Source organism: Variovorax sp. LjRoot130, from assembly GCF_964253755.1.
Lineage (GTDB): Bacteria > Pseudomonadota > Gammaproteobacteria > Burkholderiales > Burkholderiaceae_C > Variovorax.
On sequence record NZ_CAXURM020000001.1, the window covers coordinates 2044595 to 2063859 of the forward strand.

The 19265-nt window shown below is 67.8% G+C and carries 20 protein-coding genes and 1 pseudogene; 10 read left to right on the top strand and 11 right to left on the bottom strand.

Going from position 1 to position 19265, the window contains the following annotated elements; genetic code table 11:
- The first annotated feature begins 183 nt into the window (after positions 1-183).
- Positions 184-1644 (top strand): NCS1 family nucleobase:cation symporter-1, encoded by a 1461-nt coding sequence (locus ACSQ86_RS10350; RefSeq protein WP_436290599.1) that lies wholly within the window; start codon positions 184-186, stop codon positions 1642-1644.
- A 15-nt stretch (positions 1645-1659) separates the two neighbouring features.
- On the opposite strand, the gene ACSQ86_RS10355 is transcribed toward ACSQ86_RS10350, so the two are convergent.
- Both ACSQ86_RS10355 and tsaE read right to left on the bottom strand, forming a co-directional pair.
- The gene (locus tag ACSQ86_RS10355) at positions 1660-3108 is read right to left on the bottom strand and encodes an N-acetylmuramoyl-L-alanine amidase (protein ID WP_093102519.1); all 1449 of its coding nucleotides are present in this window, start codon (positions 3106-3108) and stop codon (positions 1660-1662) included.
- Complete coding sequence (gene tsaE, locus ACSQ86_RS10360; protein ID WP_093102521.1) at positions 3105-3605, bottom strand: tRNA (adenosine(37)-N6)-threonylcarbamoyltransferase complex ATPase subunit type 1 TsaE; 501 nt, start codon at positions 3603-3605, stop codon at positions 3105-3107. Before tsaE ends, ACSQ86_RS10355 begins: the two co-directional genes overlap by 4 nt.
- Between tsaE and queG the strand changes: the two genes are divergently transcribed.
- Positions 3591-4661 carry a tRNA epoxyqueuosine(34) reductase QueG gene (gene queG, locus ACSQ86_RS10365; protein ID WP_093102523.1) on the top strand — a complete coding sequence of 357 codons (1071 nt, stop codon included), beginning with the start codon at positions 3591-3593 and terminating at the stop codon, positions 4659-4661. The genes tsaE and queG overlap by 15 nt on opposite strands.
- Here queG and ACSQ86_RS10370 read toward each other — a convergent pair.
- Positions 4648-5076: a hypothetical protein gene (locus tag ACSQ86_RS10370; RefSeq protein WP_436303562.1), complete on the bottom strand. Its 429-nt coding sequence runs from the start codon at positions 5074-5076 to the stop codon at positions 4648-4650. The two genes, queG and ACSQ86_RS10370, sit on opposite strands and share 14 nt — an antisense overlap.
- Positions 5077-5106: 30 nt before the next feature.
- Positions 5107-6012: an AEC family transporter gene (locus ACSQ86_RS10375; RefSeq protein WP_436303563.1), complete on the bottom strand. Its 906-nt coding sequence runs from the start codon at positions 6010-6012 to the stop codon at positions 5107-5109.
- Positions 6013-6116: 104 nt separating this feature from the next.
- Between ACSQ86_RS10375 and ACSQ86_RS10380 the strand changes: the two genes are divergently transcribed.
- The 3 genes from ACSQ86_RS10380 to ACSQ86_RS10390 all read left to right on the top strand — a co-directional run bounded on the left by ACSQ86_RS10380 (position 6117) and on the right by ACSQ86_RS10390 (position 9117).
- A complete protein-coding gene (locus tag ACSQ86_RS10380) occupies positions 6117-7091 on the top strand; it encodes a tripartite tricarboxylate transporter substrate binding protein BugE (protein WP_214692743.1) in 975 nt (324 codons plus the stop codon).
- A 68-nt stretch (positions 7092-7159) separates the two neighbouring features.
- Positions 7160-8062, top strand: coding sequence for a site-specific tyrosine recombinase XerD (gene xerD, locus ACSQ86_RS10385; protein ID WP_436308837.1), 903 nt, complete (start codon positions 7160-7162; stop codon positions 8060-8062).
- A gap of 92 nt (positions 8063-8154) precedes the next feature.
- A complete protein-coding gene (locus tag ACSQ86_RS10390; protein ID WP_436303564.1) occupies positions 8155-9117 on the top strand; it encodes a Bug family tripartite tricarboxylate transporter substrate binding protein in 963 nt (320 codons plus the stop codon).
- A gap of 42 nt (positions 9118-9159) precedes the next feature.
- On the opposite strand, the gene ACSQ86_RS10395 is transcribed toward ACSQ86_RS10390, so the two are convergent.
- The 3 genes and pseudogenes from ACSQ86_RS10395 to ACSQ86_RS10405 form a co-directional block, all read right to left on the bottom strand.
- Entirely contained in the window at positions 9160-10137 is a 978-nt protein-coding gene (locus ACSQ86_RS10395) for a Bug family tripartite tricarboxylate transporter substrate binding protein (protein ID WP_436303565.1), read from the bottom strand.
- A gap of 48 nt (positions 10138-10185) precedes the next feature.
- A pseudogene (locus tag ACSQ86_RS10400) lies at positions 10186-11324 on the bottom strand (CMD domain-containing protein).
- Positions 11321-12781: an FAD/NAD(P)-binding protein gene (locus ACSQ86_RS10405; RefSeq protein ID WP_436303566.1), complete on the bottom strand. Its 1461-nt coding sequence runs from the start codon at positions 12779-12781 to the stop codon at positions 11321-11323. Before ACSQ86_RS10405 ends, ACSQ86_RS10400 begins: the two are co-directional and overlap by 4 nt.
- 80 nt (positions 12782-12861) lie before the next feature.
- Between ACSQ86_RS10405 and ACSQ86_RS10410 the strand changes: the two genes are divergently transcribed.
- The 3 genes from ACSQ86_RS10410 (at position 12862) to ACSQ86_RS10420 (ending at position 15156) form a co-directional block, all read left to right on the top strand.
- Positions 12862-13440, top strand: a complete 579-nt coding sequence (locus ACSQ86_RS10410; protein ID WP_436303567.1) for a TetR/AcrR family transcriptional regulator — start codon at positions 12862-12864, stop codon at positions 13438-13440.
- An 86-nt stretch (positions 13441-13526) separates the two neighbouring features.
- On the top strand, positions 13527-14660 hold the full coding sequence (locus tag ACSQ86_RS10415; RefSeq protein WP_436308838.1) for a thiolase family protein: 1134 nt from the start codon (positions 13527-13529) through the stop codon (positions 14658-14660).
- Positions 14661-14703: 43 nt separating this feature from the next.
- Complete coding sequence (locus ACSQ86_RS10420) at positions 14704-15156, top strand: MaoC family dehydratase (protein WP_244503713.1); 453 nt, start codon at positions 14704-14706, stop codon at positions 15154-15156.
- Here ACSQ86_RS10420 and ACSQ86_RS10425 read toward each other — a convergent pair.
- A complete protein-coding gene (locus tag ACSQ86_RS10425) occupies positions 15153-15956 on the bottom strand; it encodes a ferritin-like domain-containing protein (protein ID WP_436303569.1) in 804 nt (267 codons plus the stop codon). The two genes, ACSQ86_RS10420 and ACSQ86_RS10425, sit on opposite strands and share 4 nt — an antisense overlap.
- Before the next feature lie 39 nt (positions 15957-15995).
- On the opposite strand from ACSQ86_RS10425, the gene ACSQ86_RS10430 reads away from it, so the two are divergent.
- Positions 15996-16520 (top strand): gamma carbonic anhydrase family protein, encoded by a 525-nt coding sequence (locus ACSQ86_RS10430; RefSeq protein WP_093102543.1) that lies wholly within the window; start codon positions 15996-15998, stop codon positions 16518-16520.
- A 23-nt stretch (positions 16521-16543) separates the two neighbouring features.
- Positions 16544-17542 (top strand): Hsp33 family molecular chaperone HslO, encoded by a 999-nt coding sequence (locus ACSQ86_RS10435; protein WP_436303570.1) that lies wholly within the window; start codon positions 16544-16546, stop codon positions 17540-17542.
- Here ACSQ86_RS10435 and ACSQ86_RS10440 read toward each other — a convergent pair.
- The 3 genes from ACSQ86_RS10440 to ftsB are packed head-to-tail and all read right to left on the bottom strand — an operon-like array spanning position 17496 to position 19250.
- Positions 17496-18491, bottom strand: coding sequence for a hypothetical protein (locus ACSQ86_RS10440; protein ID WP_436303571.1), 996 nt, complete (start codon positions 18489-18491; stop codon positions 17496-17498). The two genes, ACSQ86_RS10435 and ACSQ86_RS10440, sit on opposite strands and share 47 nt — an antisense overlap.
- A gap of 13 nt (positions 18492-18504) precedes the next feature.
- A complete protein-coding gene (locus ACSQ86_RS10445) occupies positions 18505-18969 on the bottom strand; it encodes a hypothetical protein (protein WP_436303572.1) in 465 nt (154 codons plus the stop codon).
- Between the two features lie 5 nt (positions 18970-18974).
- The gene (gene ftsB, locus ACSQ86_RS10450; RefSeq protein ID WP_093102551.1) at positions 18975-19250 is read right to left on the bottom strand and encodes a cell division protein FtsB; all 276 of its coding nucleotides are present in this window, start codon (positions 19248-19250) and stop codon (positions 18975-18977) included.
- Positions 19251-19265 lie beyond the last annotated feature (15 nt).

Sequence of the window (19265 nt, forward strand, 5' to 3'; positions counted from 1 at the left end):
ACATTCTGTAAAAGCCCTGCGCCACGGGTGTAGGAGTCCGCCGCACCCCCTTGCCCGAGAGCATGCGCTGCATTCGTGCAACAAAGAGCGCGCGTTCCGCAGGCGGCGACGCATGGCAGGCGGTTGCGAGGGCCGGCCAAGAAAGCTAGTCTGCGCGCATCGACGCATTTCCAGGAGGCAGCCATGGAGATCCGCAATCCTTCCCCCGGCCTCTACAACGAGGATCTCGCACCCGCCAAGGTGCGCAACTGGGGCGCCTTCAGCATCTTCAACGTGTGGACCTCGGACGTGCACAGCCTGTGGGGCTATTACCTGGCGGCCAGCCTGTTCCTGCTGTGCGGCAGCTTCACCAACTTCCTGCTTGCGATCGGGCTCGGTTCGCTGCTGATCTTCTTCCTCATGAACCTGATCGGCTACGCCGGCGAAAAGACCGGCGTGCCGTACCCGGTGCTGGCACGTGCGTCCTTCGGCGTGTGGGGCGCCAACCTGGCGGCGCTGGTGCGGGCCGTGGTGGCTTGCTTCTGGTACGGCGCGCAGACGGCGGCCGCGTCGGGCGCCGTGGTCGCCTTGCTGATCCGCAACGACAGCATGCTCGAGTTTCACAAGAGTACGCAGATCCTCGGCCATTCGGGCCTGGAGGTGGTCTGCTACGTGGTGATCTGGGCGCTGCAACTGCTCATCATCCAGAAAGGCATGGAGACGGTGCGCAGGTTCCAGGATTGGGCCGGCCCCGCGGTATGGATTGCGATGCTGATCCTGGCCATCGGCCTGTGCGTCAAGGCGGGCGGCTTCTCCTTCGACCACGGCATTCCGCAGGACGTGCTGCTGGCAAAGACCAAGGACGCCGGCGTGAGCGGCGAGCCGGGCTCCTTCTGGGCCTTGATGGCGGTGGCTGCGACCTGGATCACCTACTTCGCCGCGCTGTACCTCAACTTCTGCGATTTCTCGCGCTACGCCAAGAACAAGGACGCGGTGAAAAAAGGCAACCTATGGGGCCTGCCGGTCAACCTGGTCGCCTTCTCGCTGGTCGCCGGCATCACGACCATCGCGGCCTTCAAGGTCTACGGTGAAGTACTGCTGCACCCGGAGCAGATCTCCGCCAAGTTCGACAGCTGGGTGCTGGCGCTGATCGCCGCCATCACCTTCGCGGTGGCCACGCTGGGCATCAACGTCGTCGCGAACTTCGTCTCCGCCGCCTTCGACATTTCGAACGTGTTCCCCCGGCAGATCAGCTTCAAGAAGGGCGGCTACATCGCGGCGGCGATTGCGCTGGTGCTCTATCCCTTCGCGCCCTGGGAGGGCAATGCCGCGAATTTCGTCAACGCCATCGGCGCCACGATGGGACCGCTTTTGGGCGTCATCCTGGTCGACTACTACCTGGTCGCGAAAGGCAACATCAATGTCGCGGCGCTCTACGACGAGAACGGCGAGTATCGCTACGAGGGCGGCTGGAACGTCAACGCGCTCGTGGCCGCGGGCGTCGGCAGCGTGTTCTCGACCCTTCTTCCGAATTTCACCAGCCTGCTGCCGGCGTGGTGGAACACCTACGGCTGGTTCTTCGGCGTGCTGATCGGCGGCGGCGTGTACCTGCTGATGGCGACCCTGCGGCCGCGCACCGCGGTCGCCGCAAGTGCAAAGGCCTGACCGCGGCAACGCGCGCTACAGCTGACGGCTGCGCGCCAGCGGCGGGTTCTGCGCAAAGTAGCGCTGGATGCCGCGCATCAGCGCGTCCGCGAGGTTTTCCTGGTACTCGACGCTCCGCAGCTTGGCTTCTTCTTCCGGGTTGCTGATGAAGGCGGTCTCCACCAGCACGCTCGGGATGTCGGGCGCCTTGAGCACCGCGAAGCCGGCCTGCTCGACCTGCGGCTTGTGCAGGCGCGCGCCGATGCCGCGGATCTCGCCGAGCATCGCGCCGCCGAGCTTGAGGCTGTCGTTGATCTGCGCCGTGGTGCTCATGTCGAGCAGGGCGCGCTGCACCTGGACCTCGTGCGTGCCCACGTTCACGCCGCCGACCTTGTCGGCCTGGTTCTCCTTGTTGGCGAGCCAGCGCGCTGCGCTGCTCGAGGCGCCGGTCTGGCTTAGCGCGAACACGCTGGCGCCGCGCGCTTCGGGCGTGGTGAAGGCATCGGCATGGATGCTCACGAACAGGTCGGCCTGCACGCGGCGCGCCTTCTGCACGCGCGTGCCCAGCGGCACGAAGAAGTCGGCATCGCGCGTGAGAAAGGCGCGCATCGGATTGCCGTTGACGCTGCTCCCATTGATGCGGTCGCGCAGCCGGTGCGCGACCTGCAGCACGATGTCTTTTTCGCGCGTGCCGTTGGGGCCGATCGCACCCGGGTCTTCGCCGCCGTGGCCCGGATCGAGCGCGACGATGATGATGCGGTCGGTGCCGCTCGCGGTCGCGCCGCCGTTGCGCGCGGTGGCGGAAGAGGGCGGCGAGAGGGGTGTCACCGGCGTCGTTCCCACCACGGGCGGCAGCGGCGCCGGAACGACCAGCGCCTGTGCGGGCGGCGAGGAAGGGGAGGGGCGCATCGACTGCTGCGCCATCAATTCGCCCAGCGGATCGACGGCCGGGGGCGCGGGAGTGCGCGGCGCGATGCCCGCGACGGTGCCGTCGCGGCCGGGGGCCTTGGGCGCATCGCGCAGCCGCTCGGCGATCAGGGCTTCCAGCGGATCGAGCGCCTGCTGCGGATAGAGGTCCAGCACCAGCCGGTGCTGGTAAGCGGCCACCGGCGCCAGCGAGAAGACCTGAGGGGCCACCGACTGCTTGAGGTCGAACACGATGCGCACCACGCTGGGCGCGAACTGGCCGACGCGCAGGCCGTTGATGAAGGGGTCGTCGGGCTTGATCTTGCCTACCAGCTCGCGTAGCGCGGGATTGAGATCGATCCCGTCGATGTCGACTGCGAGACGCGGCGGACTGCCGACCACGAGCTGTTGCGAATGCAGGCGGCCGTCGGATTCGATGGTGACGCGCGTGTAGTCGGCCGCCGGCCAGACGCGCACCGCCACGATGGTGGCGCCGCGCGCGATCTCGTGCACGCCGAGCAGGAGGGCGATGCTGCCGCCCTGCAGCAGTACGCGTCGTTTCAGTTGGCCGGCTTTCATGCGCTGGCGGCGGCGAGCAACCGACTGCCGCGCGGCGTGTTCGCGTGCAGGGTCACGGTGCGGGTGTCGTCGATCATTGCTTCGATTTTAATAGCAAGGTCTGCAAGCGGAATGCGCCCTGCAGCGTTTTCTGGCCATTCCGCGAGTTTGAGGCCCGAACCCGCGAAGATGTCACGGAAGCCGGCATCGTCCCATTCGTGCGGATCGCTGAAACGGTAGAAATCGAAGTGGAAGATGGCCAGGCCGCCGGGCGCCTCGTGCGGCTCGACGACCGCGTAGGTCGGGCTCTTGATGCGCGAGCCGATGCCGAGCGCGCGCAACAGGTGGCGCACGAAGGTGGTCTTGCCGGCGCCGAGGTCTCCATGCAATGCAATGAACGCGTCAGCCAGGTCGGGCGATGACGCGAGTGCGCGCGCCAGCGCGTCGCAATCGTCTTCGCTGCGCCAGCGTTGCACGAGGCTTTGCGTTTCTACAATCGGCAGGTGATCGGCAGCCATCAACTCGTGAATCGGATTCAGGCCTTGGCCCGGGAGCTCGGATTCTCCCAAATCGGGATCGCGGGCGTCGATCTGTCGAGCGCGGAAGAGGGCCTCATGCGATGGCTGGCCGAAGGCTTCCATGGCGAGATGCACTACATGGCCGCACATGGCACGCGGCGCGCGCGGCCGGCCGAGCTGGTGCCGGGGACGGTGTCGGTGATCACCGCGCGCATGGATTACCTGCCGCGCAGCACGCCCGAGGATTGGCAGGCGGTGGAGTTCGACCGGCTGCGGCGGCCGGCGGAGGGCATCGTTTCAGTCTATGCGCGCGGCCGCGACTATCACAAGGTCATGCGCTCGCGCCTCGCGAAGCTGGCCGAGCGCATCGCCGACGAAGTGGGCCCCTTCGGCCACCGCGCCTTCACCGATTCGGCGCCGGTGCTGGAAGCCGAGCTGGCATCGCGCAGCGGCCAGGGCTGGCGCGGCAAGCACACGCTGGTGCTGGACCGCGACGCGGGCTCGATGTTCTTCCTGGGCGAGATCTATGTCGACATGGCGCTGCCGCCGAGCGCGCCGGTCACGGCGCACTGCGGCAGCTGCAGCGCCTGCATCGAGGTGTGCCCGACGCGCGCCATCATCGCGCCGTACCGGCTCGACGCGCGGCGCTGCATCTCCTACCTCACCATCGAGCACGCGGGGCCGATCCCGCTCGAACTGCGGCCGCTGATCGGCAACCGCATCTACGGCTGCGACGACTGCCAGCTCATCTGTCCTTGGAACAAGTTCGCCAAGAAGAGCGCGCTGCCGGACTTCGATGCGCGCGACGGGCTCACCGGCCGCCAGTTGGGCGAGCTCTTCGCGTGGACCGAGGAGGACTTCCTGCGCTACACCGAAGGCAGCCCGATCCGCCGCATCGGCCATGAACGCTGGCTGCGCAATGTGGCGGTGGCGCTGGGCAATGCCTTGCGTGCGGGCGACGAGGGGGCGCGCGAGATCCTCGCGACGCGGCGCTCGCATCCCAGTGCGCTGGTGCGCGAGCACGTCGAATGGGCGTTGGACTTCAGCGCCGCATGATGGCCGAGACCTGCGCCGTTCCCGCGTCGAGCGAACGCATCGAGTTCAGCCGCAGCGAGGCGTATTTGAGGACCGGATTGTTGATCAGCTTGCCGCTGAAATACCCGTTGAAGCGCGTGTCCTTGCAGCCGCTGATCGTGAGGTCGAGCGAGGCGTTGGCCGGCGAAACGAAGTCGACGCTCGAGCCCGTCATCGTGCAGGCGGCGCCCGGTACCTGGCCGCGCACCGTGCCGTCGGGATCGATCTGCATCGCGCCCGCGTGGACCTCCGGCGGACCCTGTGCGCCGGTGTCCTGCTGGACCACGTAGAAAAGAAAAGGCCCGCTCCACGCACCGTGGTAGCGGGTGTGCTCCTGCGCCTGCGCCTGCACCGCCCCCGCGAGCAATGCTGCGACAACGGCCGGTAGGTAGCGCATCGTGCGATGGTAGCGACTGATGATGACGGTTCAGCGCGAGAGTGCCAGGGCGAAGGGCAGGCTTGCCACACCGAGCAGCGTCGACAGCGTCACGAGGCCCGCCACGTAGGCGCCGTTGTAGCCCATGCGCGCGGCCAGCACGTAGGCGCTCGACGCAGTCGGCACCGCGGAAAAAGTCATCAGCACCGCGGCCTGCGCGCCGCCGAGCTGCAGTGCGCCGGCCAGGCCCCAGGCGATCAGCGGCAGCACGAGATGCCGGATCGACAGCACCGACACCGCCAGCACCTTGCCGCGCGCGAGCGTCGCGAACTGCATGCCGGCGCCGGCCGCCATCAGGCCGAGCGCGAGCGATGCGGCACCGATGCGCGTGAGCGTCGGCTCGAGCCAGTTCGGCACGCTGAGGCCGAGCAGGTTGGCGACCAGGCCGCTGAGCGTCGCGATGATCAGCGGGTTGCGGATCAGCTGCCGCGCCAGGCCGGTCTGCGCGTGCCGCGCCATCGGCCACACGGCGGCGATGTTGAAGAGCGGCACGCACACGCCGATCAGCACCGCGATCATCAGGAGCCCCGCGGGACCCGCCATGCGGTCGGCCAGCGCGAGGCAGATGAAGGAGTTGAAGCGGAAGGCGACCTGCGCGCTGGCCGCGTGATCGCTGCGGTCGATGTGCGTGCCGATACCGGGCAGGAAGGGCAGCATGTAGGCGAGCGCGATGCCGGCCAGCCCGACGCCGACCCCGGCAGTCAACAGGTGCGAGGTGGCGCCGAAGTCGAGCGGGCTGCGCACGATCGAGTGGAACAGCAGCACCGGAAAAAGAAAGTAGTAGACCAGGCTCTCGACCTGGTCCCAGACGCGGCGGTCCAGCGGGGTGTAGCGGCAGAGCAGCCAGCCGCAGGCGATGAGGGAGAAGTCGGGGAAGAGCAGTTGGGCATAGTTCACCGGTCGAGGATAAACGGCCGATTCCCATGGGTTATCCACGAACTGGGGCGCTCGCGGACCCGTTAGCATCCTGGCTTCGCTTTTCGACCTCCAGGAGCTCTTCAATGCAACGTCGTCAATGGAATGCACTCGCCGGCGCCGCCGCGCTGGCGCTGATCGCCGGCCCCAGCTGGGCGCAGGGCTACCCCAACAAGCCCATCGAGCTGCAAGTACCCTTTGCGCCGGGCGGCACCACCGACATCGTGGCGCGCGTGATCTCCGAGCCGCTGGGCAAGGCGCTGGGCCAGAGCGTGGTGGTGATCAATAAGGCGGGCGGTGGCGGCATCGTCGGCGCGGCGGAGACCGCGCGGGTCGCGCCGGACGGCTACAAGCTCGGCGTGGCGACGGTGTCGAGCACGGCCGCCAACCCGGCGATCAACCCCAAGGTGCCCTACGACCCGATCAACGACTTCACGCCGATCATCAACATCGCGGCGACGCCGAACATCATCGCGGTGCACCCGAGCTTCCCGGCCAAGAACTACGCCGAGTTCGTGGCCGAGATCAAGAAGAATCCGGGCAAGTATTCGTACGCCTCCTCGGGCACCGGCGGCATCGGCCATCTGCTGATGGAGCTCTACAAGAACCTGACCAGCACCTTCATCACCCACATTCCCTACCGCGGCGCCGGTCCGGCGCTGAACGACGTGGTGGCCGGCCAGGTCCCGATCATGTTCGACAACATCCCGTCGGCGCTGCCCTTCATCAAATCCGGCAAGCTGGTGCCGATCGTGGTCTCGGCGCCGCAGCGGCTGAAGGACCTGCCCAACGTGCCGACCTTCAAGGAAGTCGGGCTCGAGCCGGTCAACCGCATGGCCTACTACGGCATCCTCGGGCCCAAGGGCCTGCCGAAGGAAGTGGTCGACAAGATCAACGCCGGCGTGAAGAAGTCGCTCGAAGACCCGGCGGTGCGCAAGCGCATCGAGGACACCGGCTCGCTGATCGTGGCCAACACGCCGGAGCAGTTCGCCGCGCAGATCAAGGCCGAATACGAGGTCTACAAGCAGGTGGTCGCCAAGCAGAAGCTCACGCTCGACTAGGCCGACTTTCCTCGATCCAGAGCCGCCCGCGCCCCGGGCGGCTTTTTTCTTTTGCTATCTTGCACGGCATGACCGCGGCCATCGACACGCCCGAAATCGACGACTTCATCGACGCGCTGTGGCTCGAGGACGGCCTGTCGAAGAACACGCTGGCGGCCTACCGGCGCGACCTCGCGCTGTTCGCGCAGTGGCTCCAGGCCCGGCGCGGCAGCGCGCTGGACGCCGCGCGCGAAAGCGACCTGCAGGCCTACATGGGCGCGAAGCTCTCCGACAAGGGCAAGGCCACGTCGGCCAACCGCCGGCTCACGGTGTTCAAGCGCTATTTCCGCTGGGCCCTGCGCGAGCAGCGCATCGCCGCCGATCCGAGCCTGCGGCTGGCGCCGGCCAGGCAGATGCCGCGCGCGATCAAGACCCTGTCGGAAAAGCAGGTCGACGACCTGCTCGCGGCGCCCGAGGTCGACACGCCGCTCGGCCTGCGCGACCGCGCCATGCTCGAGCTGATGTACGCGAGCGGACTGCGCGTGAGCGAGCTGGTTTCGCTCAAGGTGTTCGAGCTGAGCCTCAACGACGGCGTGCTGCGCGTGCTCGGCAAGGGCAGCAAGGAGCGGCTGGTGCCTTTCGGCGGCGAGGCGCGGCGGTGGATCGAGCGCTACCTGCACGAGTCGCGCCCCGCCATCCTGGACGGGCAGCAGACCGCCGACCTGTTCGTCACCGCGCGCGGTGCGGGCATGACGCGCGTGATGTTCTGGATCATCGTCAAGAAGCACGCGCTGGCGGCCGGCATCCACGTGCCGCTGTCGCCGCACACGCTGCGCCATGCCTTCGCCACGCACCTGCTCAACCACGGCGCCGACTTGCGCGCGGTGCAGTTGCTGCTCGGCCATGCGGACATCTCGACCACCACGATCTACACCCACGTCGCGCGCGAGCGTCTCAAGCAGCTCCACGCGCAGCATCATCCGCGCGGCTGAGGTGCAGGAATTTGCTGCATATCGGAATGCCCTGACGCTCAGCGACATGATTGCGGCGGCATCAAAATGAATGCTCGCAAGGAGACGCAGCAATGAGTTGCAGGAAAGCATGGGCCGCCATGGTTCTCTTCGCGGCGGCTTCGGTGGCACAGGCGCAGGCCGTGCCGAAGACCATCCGTATGGTCGTCGCCTATCCGACCGGCGGCGTCAGCGACATCGTCGCCCGCGCGCTGGCCGACAAGCTCGGCGCGCAGCTGGGCAGCACCGTGGTGGTCGAGAACAAGGCAGGCGCCAGCGGCACGATCGGCATGGACGCGGTTGCCAAGGCGGCACCGGACGGCGCGACGCTGGGCTTCTCGGCCATCAGCCCGCTGGTGCTGAATCCGCATCTGGGCAAGTCGCCCTTCGATCCGCAGAAGGACATCGCACCGGTGGCGAGCGTCATGTATTCGCCGGTGCTGCTGCTGGCCACGGAAGCGACTGGCACCCGCAACTTCCGCACCCTGATCGACGATGCGCGCGCCCGGCCCGGCGCGGTGCGCTGGGCCACTTCGGGCCAGGCCTCGCTCGGCCACATCGTGCTCGAGGAATTGCGTGCGACCGCGAAGGTGGACATCACCCACGTGCCCTACAAGGGCGGGGCGCAGCAGATGAACGATGCGCTGGGCGCGCAGTTCGAGATTCTTTCGATCAATGCCGGGCCCGCCGTCGCACCGCACATCCGTTCCGGCAAGCTGCGCCCGCTGGCCGTGGGGGCGCCGGCGCGGCTCGAAAGCCTTCCGAAGGTGCCGACGCTGGGCGAGCTGGGCTATCCGGAGGCCAACCTCACCTCGTTGTTCGGCGTGTTCGCCCCGGCCGCCACGCCACCGATCCTGATCGCCAAGTACAACGCGGAGATCAACAAGGCGCTCGCCAGCCCCGAGCTGCGCGCCAAGTTGACGGCCACCGACAACGTGCCGACCGGTGGCGGTGCCGAGGCCTTTGCCGACGAGATCGCGGCCGAGTACGAGAACAATGCGCGCCTCGTGAAAGCGGCCGGTATCAAGGTGGACTGAGGCGACCTTTGCCGGCACGCGAGCCGGGCCTGCGTCCCGGGCTCATTCGGTCTTGATGCCGCCCTGGCGGATCACGCGCTCCCAGCGCTGGAAGTCGTCTGTCACCACGCGGTCCAGTTCCTTCGGCCCCCCACAGGCGGGAACGGCCCCCAGGCCCTTGAAGCGTTCCTGTGTCTCCGGGAGCAGGCAGACGGCCGTCATCTCGCTGGCCAGCTTGTCGATCAGCGCGGCCGGGGTCTTGGCCGGCGCCAGCAGCCCGACCCAGACCGGCACCTCCAGCCCTTGAACGCCGGTGGCCTCCGCCATCGTCGGCGCTCCATGCATGGCACTCATGCGTGCTTTCGTGAAGGTGGCCAGAACGCGTGCCTTCTTGTCTTCCACCATCGGGTCGATCGAAGAGGTGCTGGTCACGATGGCCGCCACCTGTCCACCCAGCAGGTCGGTGATGGCGGGACTGCCGCCGCGGTAGGGCACGTGGAGAAGCTTCACGCCCATGGACTGCGCGAAGAGCTCGCCGGTCAGATGCGAGACCGAGCCGTTGCCGCTCGATCCGAAGCTGACCTCCCCGGGACGCGCCTTGGCATCGCGCACCAGGTCGGCCACGCTGGTGTAGGGGCTCTGCGCGCGCACCGACAACGTCATCGGCGTATCGGCCACCAACGCGACCGAAATGAGGTCGTGCCGGGGGTCATAGGGCAGCTTGGCATTGAGGTGCGGCGCGATCGAGATGGCACCGCCGGTGGCGAGCAGCACCGTGCTGCCATCGGGCGTGGCCTTGGCAACGGTGTCGGCGCCGATCACGCCGCCGGCACCGGCCTTGTTGTCCACGACGACCGGATAGCCCAGCCGTTCGGCAAGCTTGATGCTCAGGTAGCGGGCCATCGCGTCCTGTGCGCCGCCGGCTGCAAACGGCACGACGATGCGCATCGTCCTGGCACCGGGGGCGGTCTGCGCCTGGGCCGAAACGCATGCCAGCGCCACCACCGCGGCGACGACACCAGGAACAAGACGAAGCTTCATCGGGCACTCCAGGGAAATGGGAAGAAAAATGAATGGGCCGGGCCGGCGTCAGGGCGCGACGGGTTGTTGCTGCGGGAACACCGGTTCGCCCAGGTTCAGCATCAAGCGGTTGGCCCACGCGAAGATGGCGACCGAGTGAATCAGGTCCAGGATCTCCGTCTCGTCGAGGCCGGCGTCTTTCAGTGCGCGGATGCTGTCGGCCGACACCTGATCGGGCGCAGCGGTCAAGGCGATGGAGAAGCGCGCGATCGCCTGCTCGCGCGGCGTGGTGCCGGCCGTGTGCGGGTCGTCGAAGACCTGCGTGATCACGTCGTTGCGCTTGGCCAGCTGCTCGAAGCGTTGCGCATGCACCGATGCACAGTAGACGCAGCCGTTGATGCGCGACACCACCGTGGCGCCGAGCTCGCGTTCAGCGCGCGACATGCCGCCGGGCGCGTACATGATGGCGTTGAACGCGGTCGAGCGTTGACGCAGGATCTCAGGCTGGTGCACCAGAAAGAGGTAGTAGTCGGAGACCTTGGCCTTGGGATGGCTTTCTTCCAGTACCGCGATCTGCTCGGGCGTGGCCTGGTCCAGCGTCACGACGTCGAGCCAGGCGCTCCAGCCCAGCGTTTCGTTGGTGAAGCCGCGCGATCGGATGATGCCGTTGCTCATGCGCCGGCCTCCAGGCTCTTCATCGCCTTCAGACCTGCCGCCAGCCGCGTCTGGTACGAGAGGAACGCGATCAGTTGCGACAGGGCCACCACGGCCGGCGTGGCTACGCCGGCGGCCGGCAGCGCCTGCACGGCCACACGGTCGCCTTCGACCGGACGCTCGATCAGCGTACGGGTGAACGTGAGCAGTGCTTGCAGGCGCGCATCGCCTGCGCCCTGGGCCGTGCCGCCTGCCACCGCCTCGATCAGCCCGGCTTCGGTGCCTTCGGCCTGCAGCCGCTCGCGGTAATGCGCGGCCAGTTCGGGGGCCGGCGTCAGGCGGCATGCATACAACGCCACCAGCAAACGCTCGCGCAGCGAGAGGCCCGGCAGCGCAGGGTCGAACAGCGCGTCGTAGCTGCCCTGGGTCGCGGCCGCCGCCTTGTCGCGCTGGTGGCGCAGCGCATGGGTGGCGCTGCCTTGCCCTGCGGCGTCGAGGCCGACGATGCGGTCGACCAGGTCCTCGGCCGGGTTGTAGGAGGTGGATGAGCTCATGTGCGTTGTCCTTCTTCGATGGCGGGGGAATCGGCCGGCGTCCATTCGTTGCCCAGCAGCTCGGGCTCGTCGTAGGCTTGCAGGCGGGTGTAGTGCATCTCGATGTCTTCGCGGTAGAGCAGGCTGGCAATGCCTTGCGCCAGCCGCTTCGCGCCATCGCTGATGGCGGGGATGTCGCCGGAGACGGTGCCATGCGTCAGCGCGGCGGGGTAGCAGAAGCAGTGCACGCGCGAGAGGCCGGGGCAGGTGCCCGGCCGCCTTTCCTGCAGCTCGAACGCGGCGCCCAGGTCGGGCGAATCCGCGAGTTCGGCGTCTTCCTCGCCGGCCGGCGGGGTGTAGCGGTCTTTCCATGCGCGGATGTGCGGCGCCAGCGCTGCAAACTCGGGCCGCGCATGCCAATCGATGCGGAAACCGGTCGACAGGATCAGGAAGTCCAGCGTGAACAGGCCCTTGGAGGTGTACGCCTTCAACAGCCCGTCGGTCCACTGCACATCGAGAATCGCGCAGCCGAGGTTGAAGCGCGCATTCGGATGTTGCGACACGCGCAAGGTGCTGCCCTGCGGCGGCGGGGTCTGCTGCACGTTGATGTAGTGGCGGATGCGCCATTTCCATGCGTCGGGCAGGTCCAGAAAGCCGTGCGTCATGCCGGCGTTGCCCGCGCCCTTGCCCTTGTTGACGCGCGGGATGTCGGGGCGGCGGATCAGTAGGTCCACGCTGGCCGCGCCGCCTTCCAGCGCGGTTGCCGCGCTGTCCATTGCCGAGGCACCGGCGCCGATCACGCCGACCCGCATGCCGGCCAGCGTTCGGTAGTCCATGGCATCGGACGAATGGGCCCAGCGTTCGGGCGGCAGGAGGCGTGCGAAGGCCGGGACCCAGGCGCCGCCCAGGCCGTCGCGGCCGGTGGCCAGCACCACGCGGCGGGCCAGGACCGTGCCGCGCCCGTCGGGCGATTCGATGTCCAGGGCCACCAGACCATCGGCGCGCGGCAGCACGGCGTGCACGCGGTGCTGGTTGCGGACGTCCAGTTCCAGTACGCGGCGGTACCAGCGCAGGTAATCCATCCATTGCAGGCGGGGGATCTTGTCGAGCGCCTCCCAGGCAGGCAGGCCGAACTGGGCCTCGAACCAGGCGCGGAAAGTCAACGACGGCAAGCCCAGCGCCGGGCCGGTCAGTTGCTTGGGCGAGCGCAGCGTCTCCATTCGGGCCGTGGTCGCCCACGGGCCTTCGAAGCCTTCGGGGGACTGGTCGAAGATCGGCGCCTTGATGCCCAGTTGCAGGAGCGCCGCAGAGGCCGCCATGCCTGCCATGCCGCCGCCGATGATCGCTACCGGCAGCACATCGCTGCCCTGGTGCGGAAGGGCGATCACCCAATCCTTGGACGGCAGATCCAGCCAGGCCAGGTCCTGGCGCACGCGTGCTTCCAGAGCGGTCAAGCCGGGAGTGAGGGGTTGTGTCATGAAGGAATCTTAGAGGGGATGAATTTCGCAATGAGGGGCATGCGCTTGTCTTTCGAAATTACCTACCTTATAGTAGGTAGATGAATGCGACTTCGACCGACTTGGCCGGCGCCTCCACGCGGGAGCAGATCCTGCGTGTGGCGCGCGAGCTGATCCAGACGCGCTCCTATCTGGGCTTCAGCTTCCAGGACGTGGCCAACGCGATCGGCATCCGCAAGCCCAGCCTGTATCACCACTTCCCGACCAAGGAAGCGCTCGGCATCGAGGTGCTGCGCGAAGCCATGCAGGCTTTCAAGGACTGGACGGTCGCCAAGGAGCGCTCGCCGCAGGCCGCGCTGGATGCCTATTTCCGCATGTACCGCAACGGGCTGCATGCCGGCGAGGGCGTTTGCCCCGCGGGGGCGCTTGCGCCCGGCTGGGATTGCATCAACGACGAGCTGCGGCAGGCGGTGCGCGACTTGCGCAGCGCGCAGGTGCTTTGGCTCACCGGCGTGCTCGGGGCGCTGGCCTCGGGCCACAAGCCGTCGGCACCTGTCGGCGAGTTGGCCGCCTATGTATTTGCCGTCTGCCAGGGCGCGCTGCTGGCCGCGCGCATGACCGGCCGCGTGGACGATTTCGATGAAAGCATTGCCCAGTTGAAGCGCTCGCTCGCGAGCTGACACCGTTGTCGAGGCACGTTCAAGCGTGCCTTATTTTTGTCTCAAAAGGCTACCGATTGGTAGGTAGTTATGCAAAGGAGAAACCCATGAAAGCCGTCATCGCCGGGTACGCCCGTTCCCCCTTCCATTTCGCCAGGAAGGGCGCCCTCGCCGAGGTGCGGCCCGACACGCTGGCCGCAGAAGTGGTCAAGGGCCTGTTGCGGCGCACCGACCTCGACCCCTCGCTGCTCGAAGACATCATCCTCGGCTGCGCCTATCCGGAAGCCGCGCAGGGCAACAACCTGGCGCGCATCGTCGGGCTGCTCGCCGGGCTGCCGCACGAGGTCGGTGGCATGACGGTCAACCGCTTCTGCGGCTCCTCGATGCAGGCGGTGCACATCGCGGCGGCGCAGATCGAGTCCGGCATGGGCGACGCCTTCCTGTGCGTGGGCGTGGAGTCGATGACGATGGTGCCGCAGGGCGGCTTCACCTTCTCGCCCAGCCCCGAGCTGAAGGCGAACACCGATGCCTACATCTCGATGGGCGAAACGGCCGAGAACGTGGCCGAGCGCTGGCATGTGAGCCGGGCCGACCAGGAGGCGCTGGCCGTGCAGTCGCACCGGAAGGCGGCCGCCGCGCGCGATGAGGGGCGGCTCGCCGGCGAGATCGTTCCGATCGCCGCAGTTTCGGGTGAATTGATCAGCGCCGACGGCTGCATCCGTCCGGCCACCTCGCTCGAAGCGCTGGCCGGACTGAAGCCGGCGTTCCGGTCCGACGGCGTGGTCACGGCCGGCACCTCCTCGCCGCTCACCGACGGCGCGGCCGCGGTGCTGGTCGTGAGCGATGCCTTCGCCGCCAGGCACGGGCTGCAGGCGCTGGCGCGCATCAAGTCCTTTGCCACGATCGGCGTCGACCCGGCCGTGATGGGCATCGGCCCGATCCCGGCCACGCGCAAGGCACTGGCACGTGCCGGCCTCACGGTGGCTGATCTCGACGTGGTCGAGATCAACGAGGCTTTCTCTTCGCAGGCGCTGGCCTGCATCCGCGAGCTGGGATTGAACCCAGCCACCGTCAACCTCGATGGCGGCGGGCTCGCGATCGGCCATCCGCTGGGCGCCACCGGTGCGCGCATCACGGGCAAGGCGGCTTCGCTGCTGGTGCGCGAGAAGGGCCGCTATGCGCTGGCCACGCAGTGCATCGGCGGCGGGCAGGGCATCGCCACGGTGCTCGAGCGCGTTTGAGCACCGCGTGACAAGATTCCGCGCCCACACCCGAGGAGACCCCATGGCCGGAACCCTGTACCTGGAAGACCTGTCGCCGGGCGCTCGCTTCACGAGCGGCGAACAGGCGCTGGACGCGGCGCAGATCGTCGATTTCGCGCAGCGCTTCGATCCGCAACCCTTCCACCTGGATGTGGAGGCAGCGAAAAGCACCTTCTTCCAGGGCCTCGCGGCCAGCGGCTGGCACACGGCCTCGATCACGATGCGGCTCTTGGTTCAAAGCGGTCTGCCGCTGGCCGACGGCATCATCGGTTCGGGCGGCGAGATCCAGTGGCCGAAGCCGACCCGTCCGGGCGACGTGCTGCATGTCGAGAGCGAGGTGCTGGAAGTGATCCCCTCGCGCTCGCGGCCCGAGCGCGGCATGGTGGTGGTGCGCAGCGAGACGCTCAACCAGCATGGCGATGTTTGCCAGCGGCTCACGACCAAGCTGGTGGTGTCGCGACGGCCTGCCGGCTAGTCCTGCTGCAGGTTCTGTAGTTCCTCGTCGGTGAACCCGGCCCGCGCGCGGGCCTCGAGGTTGAAGGGCGCCCGCAGGCGCGGCGCCTCGTGCCGCCGGTATAGCACGCGGTAGTGCGCGATCGGATCGAGCCCTTCTCGCTCGCACAGCCAGCGGTACCAGCGGTTGCCGATGGCCACGTGGCCGACCTCGTCGCGCAGGATGATGTCGAGGATCTCGCAGGCCCTGAGCGCATCGGGCGTGTTCACGCGCCGGAGCTTGGCCTGGATCAGCGGTGTCGCATCCAGCCCGCGCGCCTCCAGCGTGCGCGGCACAAGCGCCATGCGCGCGAGCACATCGTCCTTGGTCTTCTCGCACATGCTCCACAGGCCGTCATGGCCGGTGAAGTCGCCATAGCTGCAGCCCATGCCGCGCAGATGCTCGTGAAGCAGCGTGAAGTGCTGCGCCTCCTCGTCGGCCACGCGCAGCCAGTCGCGGTAGTAGGCCTCGGGCATGCCGTCGAAGCGCCAGGCGGCGTCGAGCGCGAGATTGATCGCGTTGAACTCGATGTGGCAGATCGAATGGACCAGCGCCGCGCGGCCCTCGGGCGTGAAGGGCGAGCGCTTCTCGACCGCGGTGGCGGCCACGCGCAGCGGGCGATCGGGGCGGCCCGGGACGCCGGCCTCGTCGCCGGCTGCGCGGATGGGCTCCGGCGCCATCGGATGCAGCGCGGCCTGCGCCGCCGTGGCGCGCGTCGCCGCGACCTTGCGGTCGGGATCTGTCAGGCGCAGCGCGGCCAGGGCGCCGAGGCGGGGGTGCATCCCTACAATTCTAGTTTTTCCCCCTTCAGGAGCACGGCGATGGCCCTCTACGAAATCGACGGCGTGGCGCCGCAGCTTGGACCGGGCGCCTATGTCGCAGACAGCGCACAGGTCATCGGCCGCGTCGTCATGGGCGAGAACGCGAGCATCTGGTTCGGCGTGGTGGCGCGTGGCGACAGCGACACCCTGACCATCGGCCGCAACAGCAACATCCAGGACCTTTCGATGCTGCATGCCGATGCCGGCGTGCCGCTGACCATCGGCGAGAACGTGACGGTGGGCCATCAGGTCGTGCTCCACGGCTGCACCGTGGGCGACAACTCGCTGATCGGTATCGGGGCAGTGGTCTTGAATAACGCCAGGATCGGCCGCAACTCGATCGTTGGCGCCGGCAGCGTCGTGACCGAAGGCAAGGAGTTTCCCGACAACTCGCTGATCATCGGCTCGCCGGCCAAGGTGGTGCGCACGCTCGACGATGCCGCCGCCGCCCGTCTTCGGCAGAATGCCGACCACTATGTGAAAAACGCCCGTCGCTTCGCGAAGGGCCTGAAGAAGATCGGCTGAAGAAGCCGCTCGGAGAGATTGCCTTGAGCGAGTTGCACAAGTTCCTGTTCGACGGCATGCCGGTGCGCGGCATGATCGTTCGCCTGACGGAAGCCTGGCAGGAAATCCTGGCGCGGCGCGCCTCCAACACGAGTACCGGCGCCTATCCGACCCCGGTGGCCGAACTGCTCGGCGAGATGACGGCGGCGGCCACCCTGATGCAGGCCAACATCAAGTTCAACGGTGCGCTGATCCTGCAGATCTTTGGCGACGGCCCGGTCAAGGTCGCTGTCGCCGAGGTCAAACCCGACCTGAGCCTGCGCGCCACCGCCAAGGTGGTGGGCGAGCTCGCGTCCGATGCGCATCTGCCCGAGATGGTCAATGTCAGCAACAAGGGCCGCTGCGCGATCACGCTCGACCCCAAGGACAAGCTGCCGGGCCAGCAGCCCTATCAGGGCGTGGTGCCGCTTCACGGCCACAGCGGCGAGAAGCTCGGCCGCCTGAGCGAGGTTCTGCAGCACTACATGCTGCAAAGCGAACAGCTCGACACCACGCTGGTGCTCGCGGCCGACGACAAGGTGGCGGCCGGCCTCCTGATCCAGCGCCTGCCGGTGAAGGGCGAGGCCAACCTCGAAGGCACGGCCGCCGGCGATCGCAACCAAGCCAACGAGGACCAGATCGGCCACAACGAGGACTACAACCGCATCTCGATCCTCGCCTCCACCCTGACGCGCGACGAGCTGCTCACGCTCGACGTCGAGACCATCCTGCGCCGCCTGTTCTGGGAAGAGAAGCTGCTGCGCTTCGAGCCGCAGAGCGGCATGCTGGGGCCGCATTTCGCATGCACCTGCGGCCGCGAGCGCGTGGCCCAGATGATCCGCGGGCTGGGTGTGGAGGAGGCCGAGGGCATCCTCGTCGAGCGCGGCGATATCGAGGTCGGCTGCGACTTCTGCGGCAAGCAGTACCGCTTCGATGCGGTCGATGTCGCGCAGCTGTTCACCGCGCGGGGCGACCAGCTGCCGGCGAGCCCGGTGATGCAGTAGATCGCTCGAAGCCGCTGAAGCGGATGTCCGGCGCGCTCGTGTTGTGGCGCGAAGGGAGGCTGCGGCCGAAGCGCACTTCCGCCGCCTGCAGCGTGGACACTTCCGGCAGCGGCTTGGTCTCGGTGGCGGCTTGCGGTGTGGTTCGCCACGACACCTCGCTCATGTCGGCGTTGTCGGGCGCGACGTACATCGAGCGCAGGACCGCGAATCGGGGACCGTGCCGGCGCCCCGGCTTCATGGCGACGCCGAGCGCGGTGCGCGACGCGCTGATCTCCTGGACATCGACAGTCGCTGAGCCACCGTTCGCGAACTTCAGCTTGAACCGGAGCGGCTGCGTGTCGATGGCAATGTCGGTGATGTTCGCGACCGGACGCCCGGCCTGCTCGACCGGCCCCATCACGAAGGACGAACCGTAGACACCGTCGCCGAAGCGCGGTGCCGGCAGCGGCTTGATGCGCCAGTAGCCGTCGGCGGGGTACATCACCAGCGCTTCGAGCGGCTTGGCGCCGGTCTTCGCGAAGACCTGGATCATGTGGAACCCGCCTGCGGTCTTGCGTCCGTCGACGCGCACCGGCACGCGGTGCGGCCGCCAGAAGCTGGGCAGCGTCATGCCGACGACCATCCAGCGCGGCCCGTCGTGCAGCACTTCGCGGCGCTCCTTGAAGGTGTGGCGCGGGTCCGTGGGATGCGTGCTGCCATCGAAGTTGCAGCCCGAAAAATCCGGCGCAGTGATGTCTTTGTCGATGGATGCCAGGTACACGGGTGGCAGCGCCTCGACGCGGAATTTGCGGATGTTCTTTCCGCTCAGGTTCAGCGAAACGTTGTCTTCTTCGGCGCAGGCGGTCGCGTGGGTCTCGTTGTCGATCGTCGCCTGGATTGGCGCGGCCGAAACTGCCGCGGAAGACAGCAGGGCCCACAGCAGGGCGGCCGCACGGAGTCTGAGATGCATTCGTTCGGTTCCTTTACGAGCGCTTCGCAACGAGATCGCTGAACAGCCGGTGTTCGCACGCGGGGTCGGAGCACTTGTCGCAGGCCCAGGACCATGCAGCTGCCGCTCCCCGCGCGGCACTTCGGCGGGCGTCGGGATCTGCGGCGGCGTTGATCGCATTCCATGCGTTGGCCAGTTGCTCCGCGCCTTCGCCGTGCACCACCGCAAAGCTCAGGTTCGCGTCCATCAGCGCCTTGCGCAGCATCTCGTCGATCGGCGTCGGCGAGGCCGGGGCGATGAGCAGGATGAGGGCATGGCCGCGATACGCCTCGAGCGCGGTTGCATCGAACGCGTGTTCGGGCAAGGGGTCGGCCACGAGCGTGGCGGCGATGCCGCGCTGCGCAAGCCGTTGCGCGAGCGCCTCAGCGAGCTGGGTCTTGCCGCCGTCATCAGCGCCTAGCAGCGCGATCACGCAGCCGGCCGGCAGCGCAGGCGTCATGGCATTCAGCGCGTGATCTGCACGAACACTTCGTTGGGCTTGACCATGCCGAGCTCCTGTCGCGCGCGCTCCTCGACCATCTCGAGCCCTTCCTTCAAGTCGTTGACCTCGGAGTTGAGCCGGTCGTTGGTCACGGCCGCTCGCGCATTGGACTCCTTCTGCTCGGCCAGCTTGTCCTTGAGCTGGACCACGTCGCGCACGCTCCCGCGCCCGGTCCAGAGCTGCCACTGGAGGATCAGCAGCAACAGGACCAGGATGATCGGGACGATGCGTGAACGCATGGCGTCTCGGTCGCA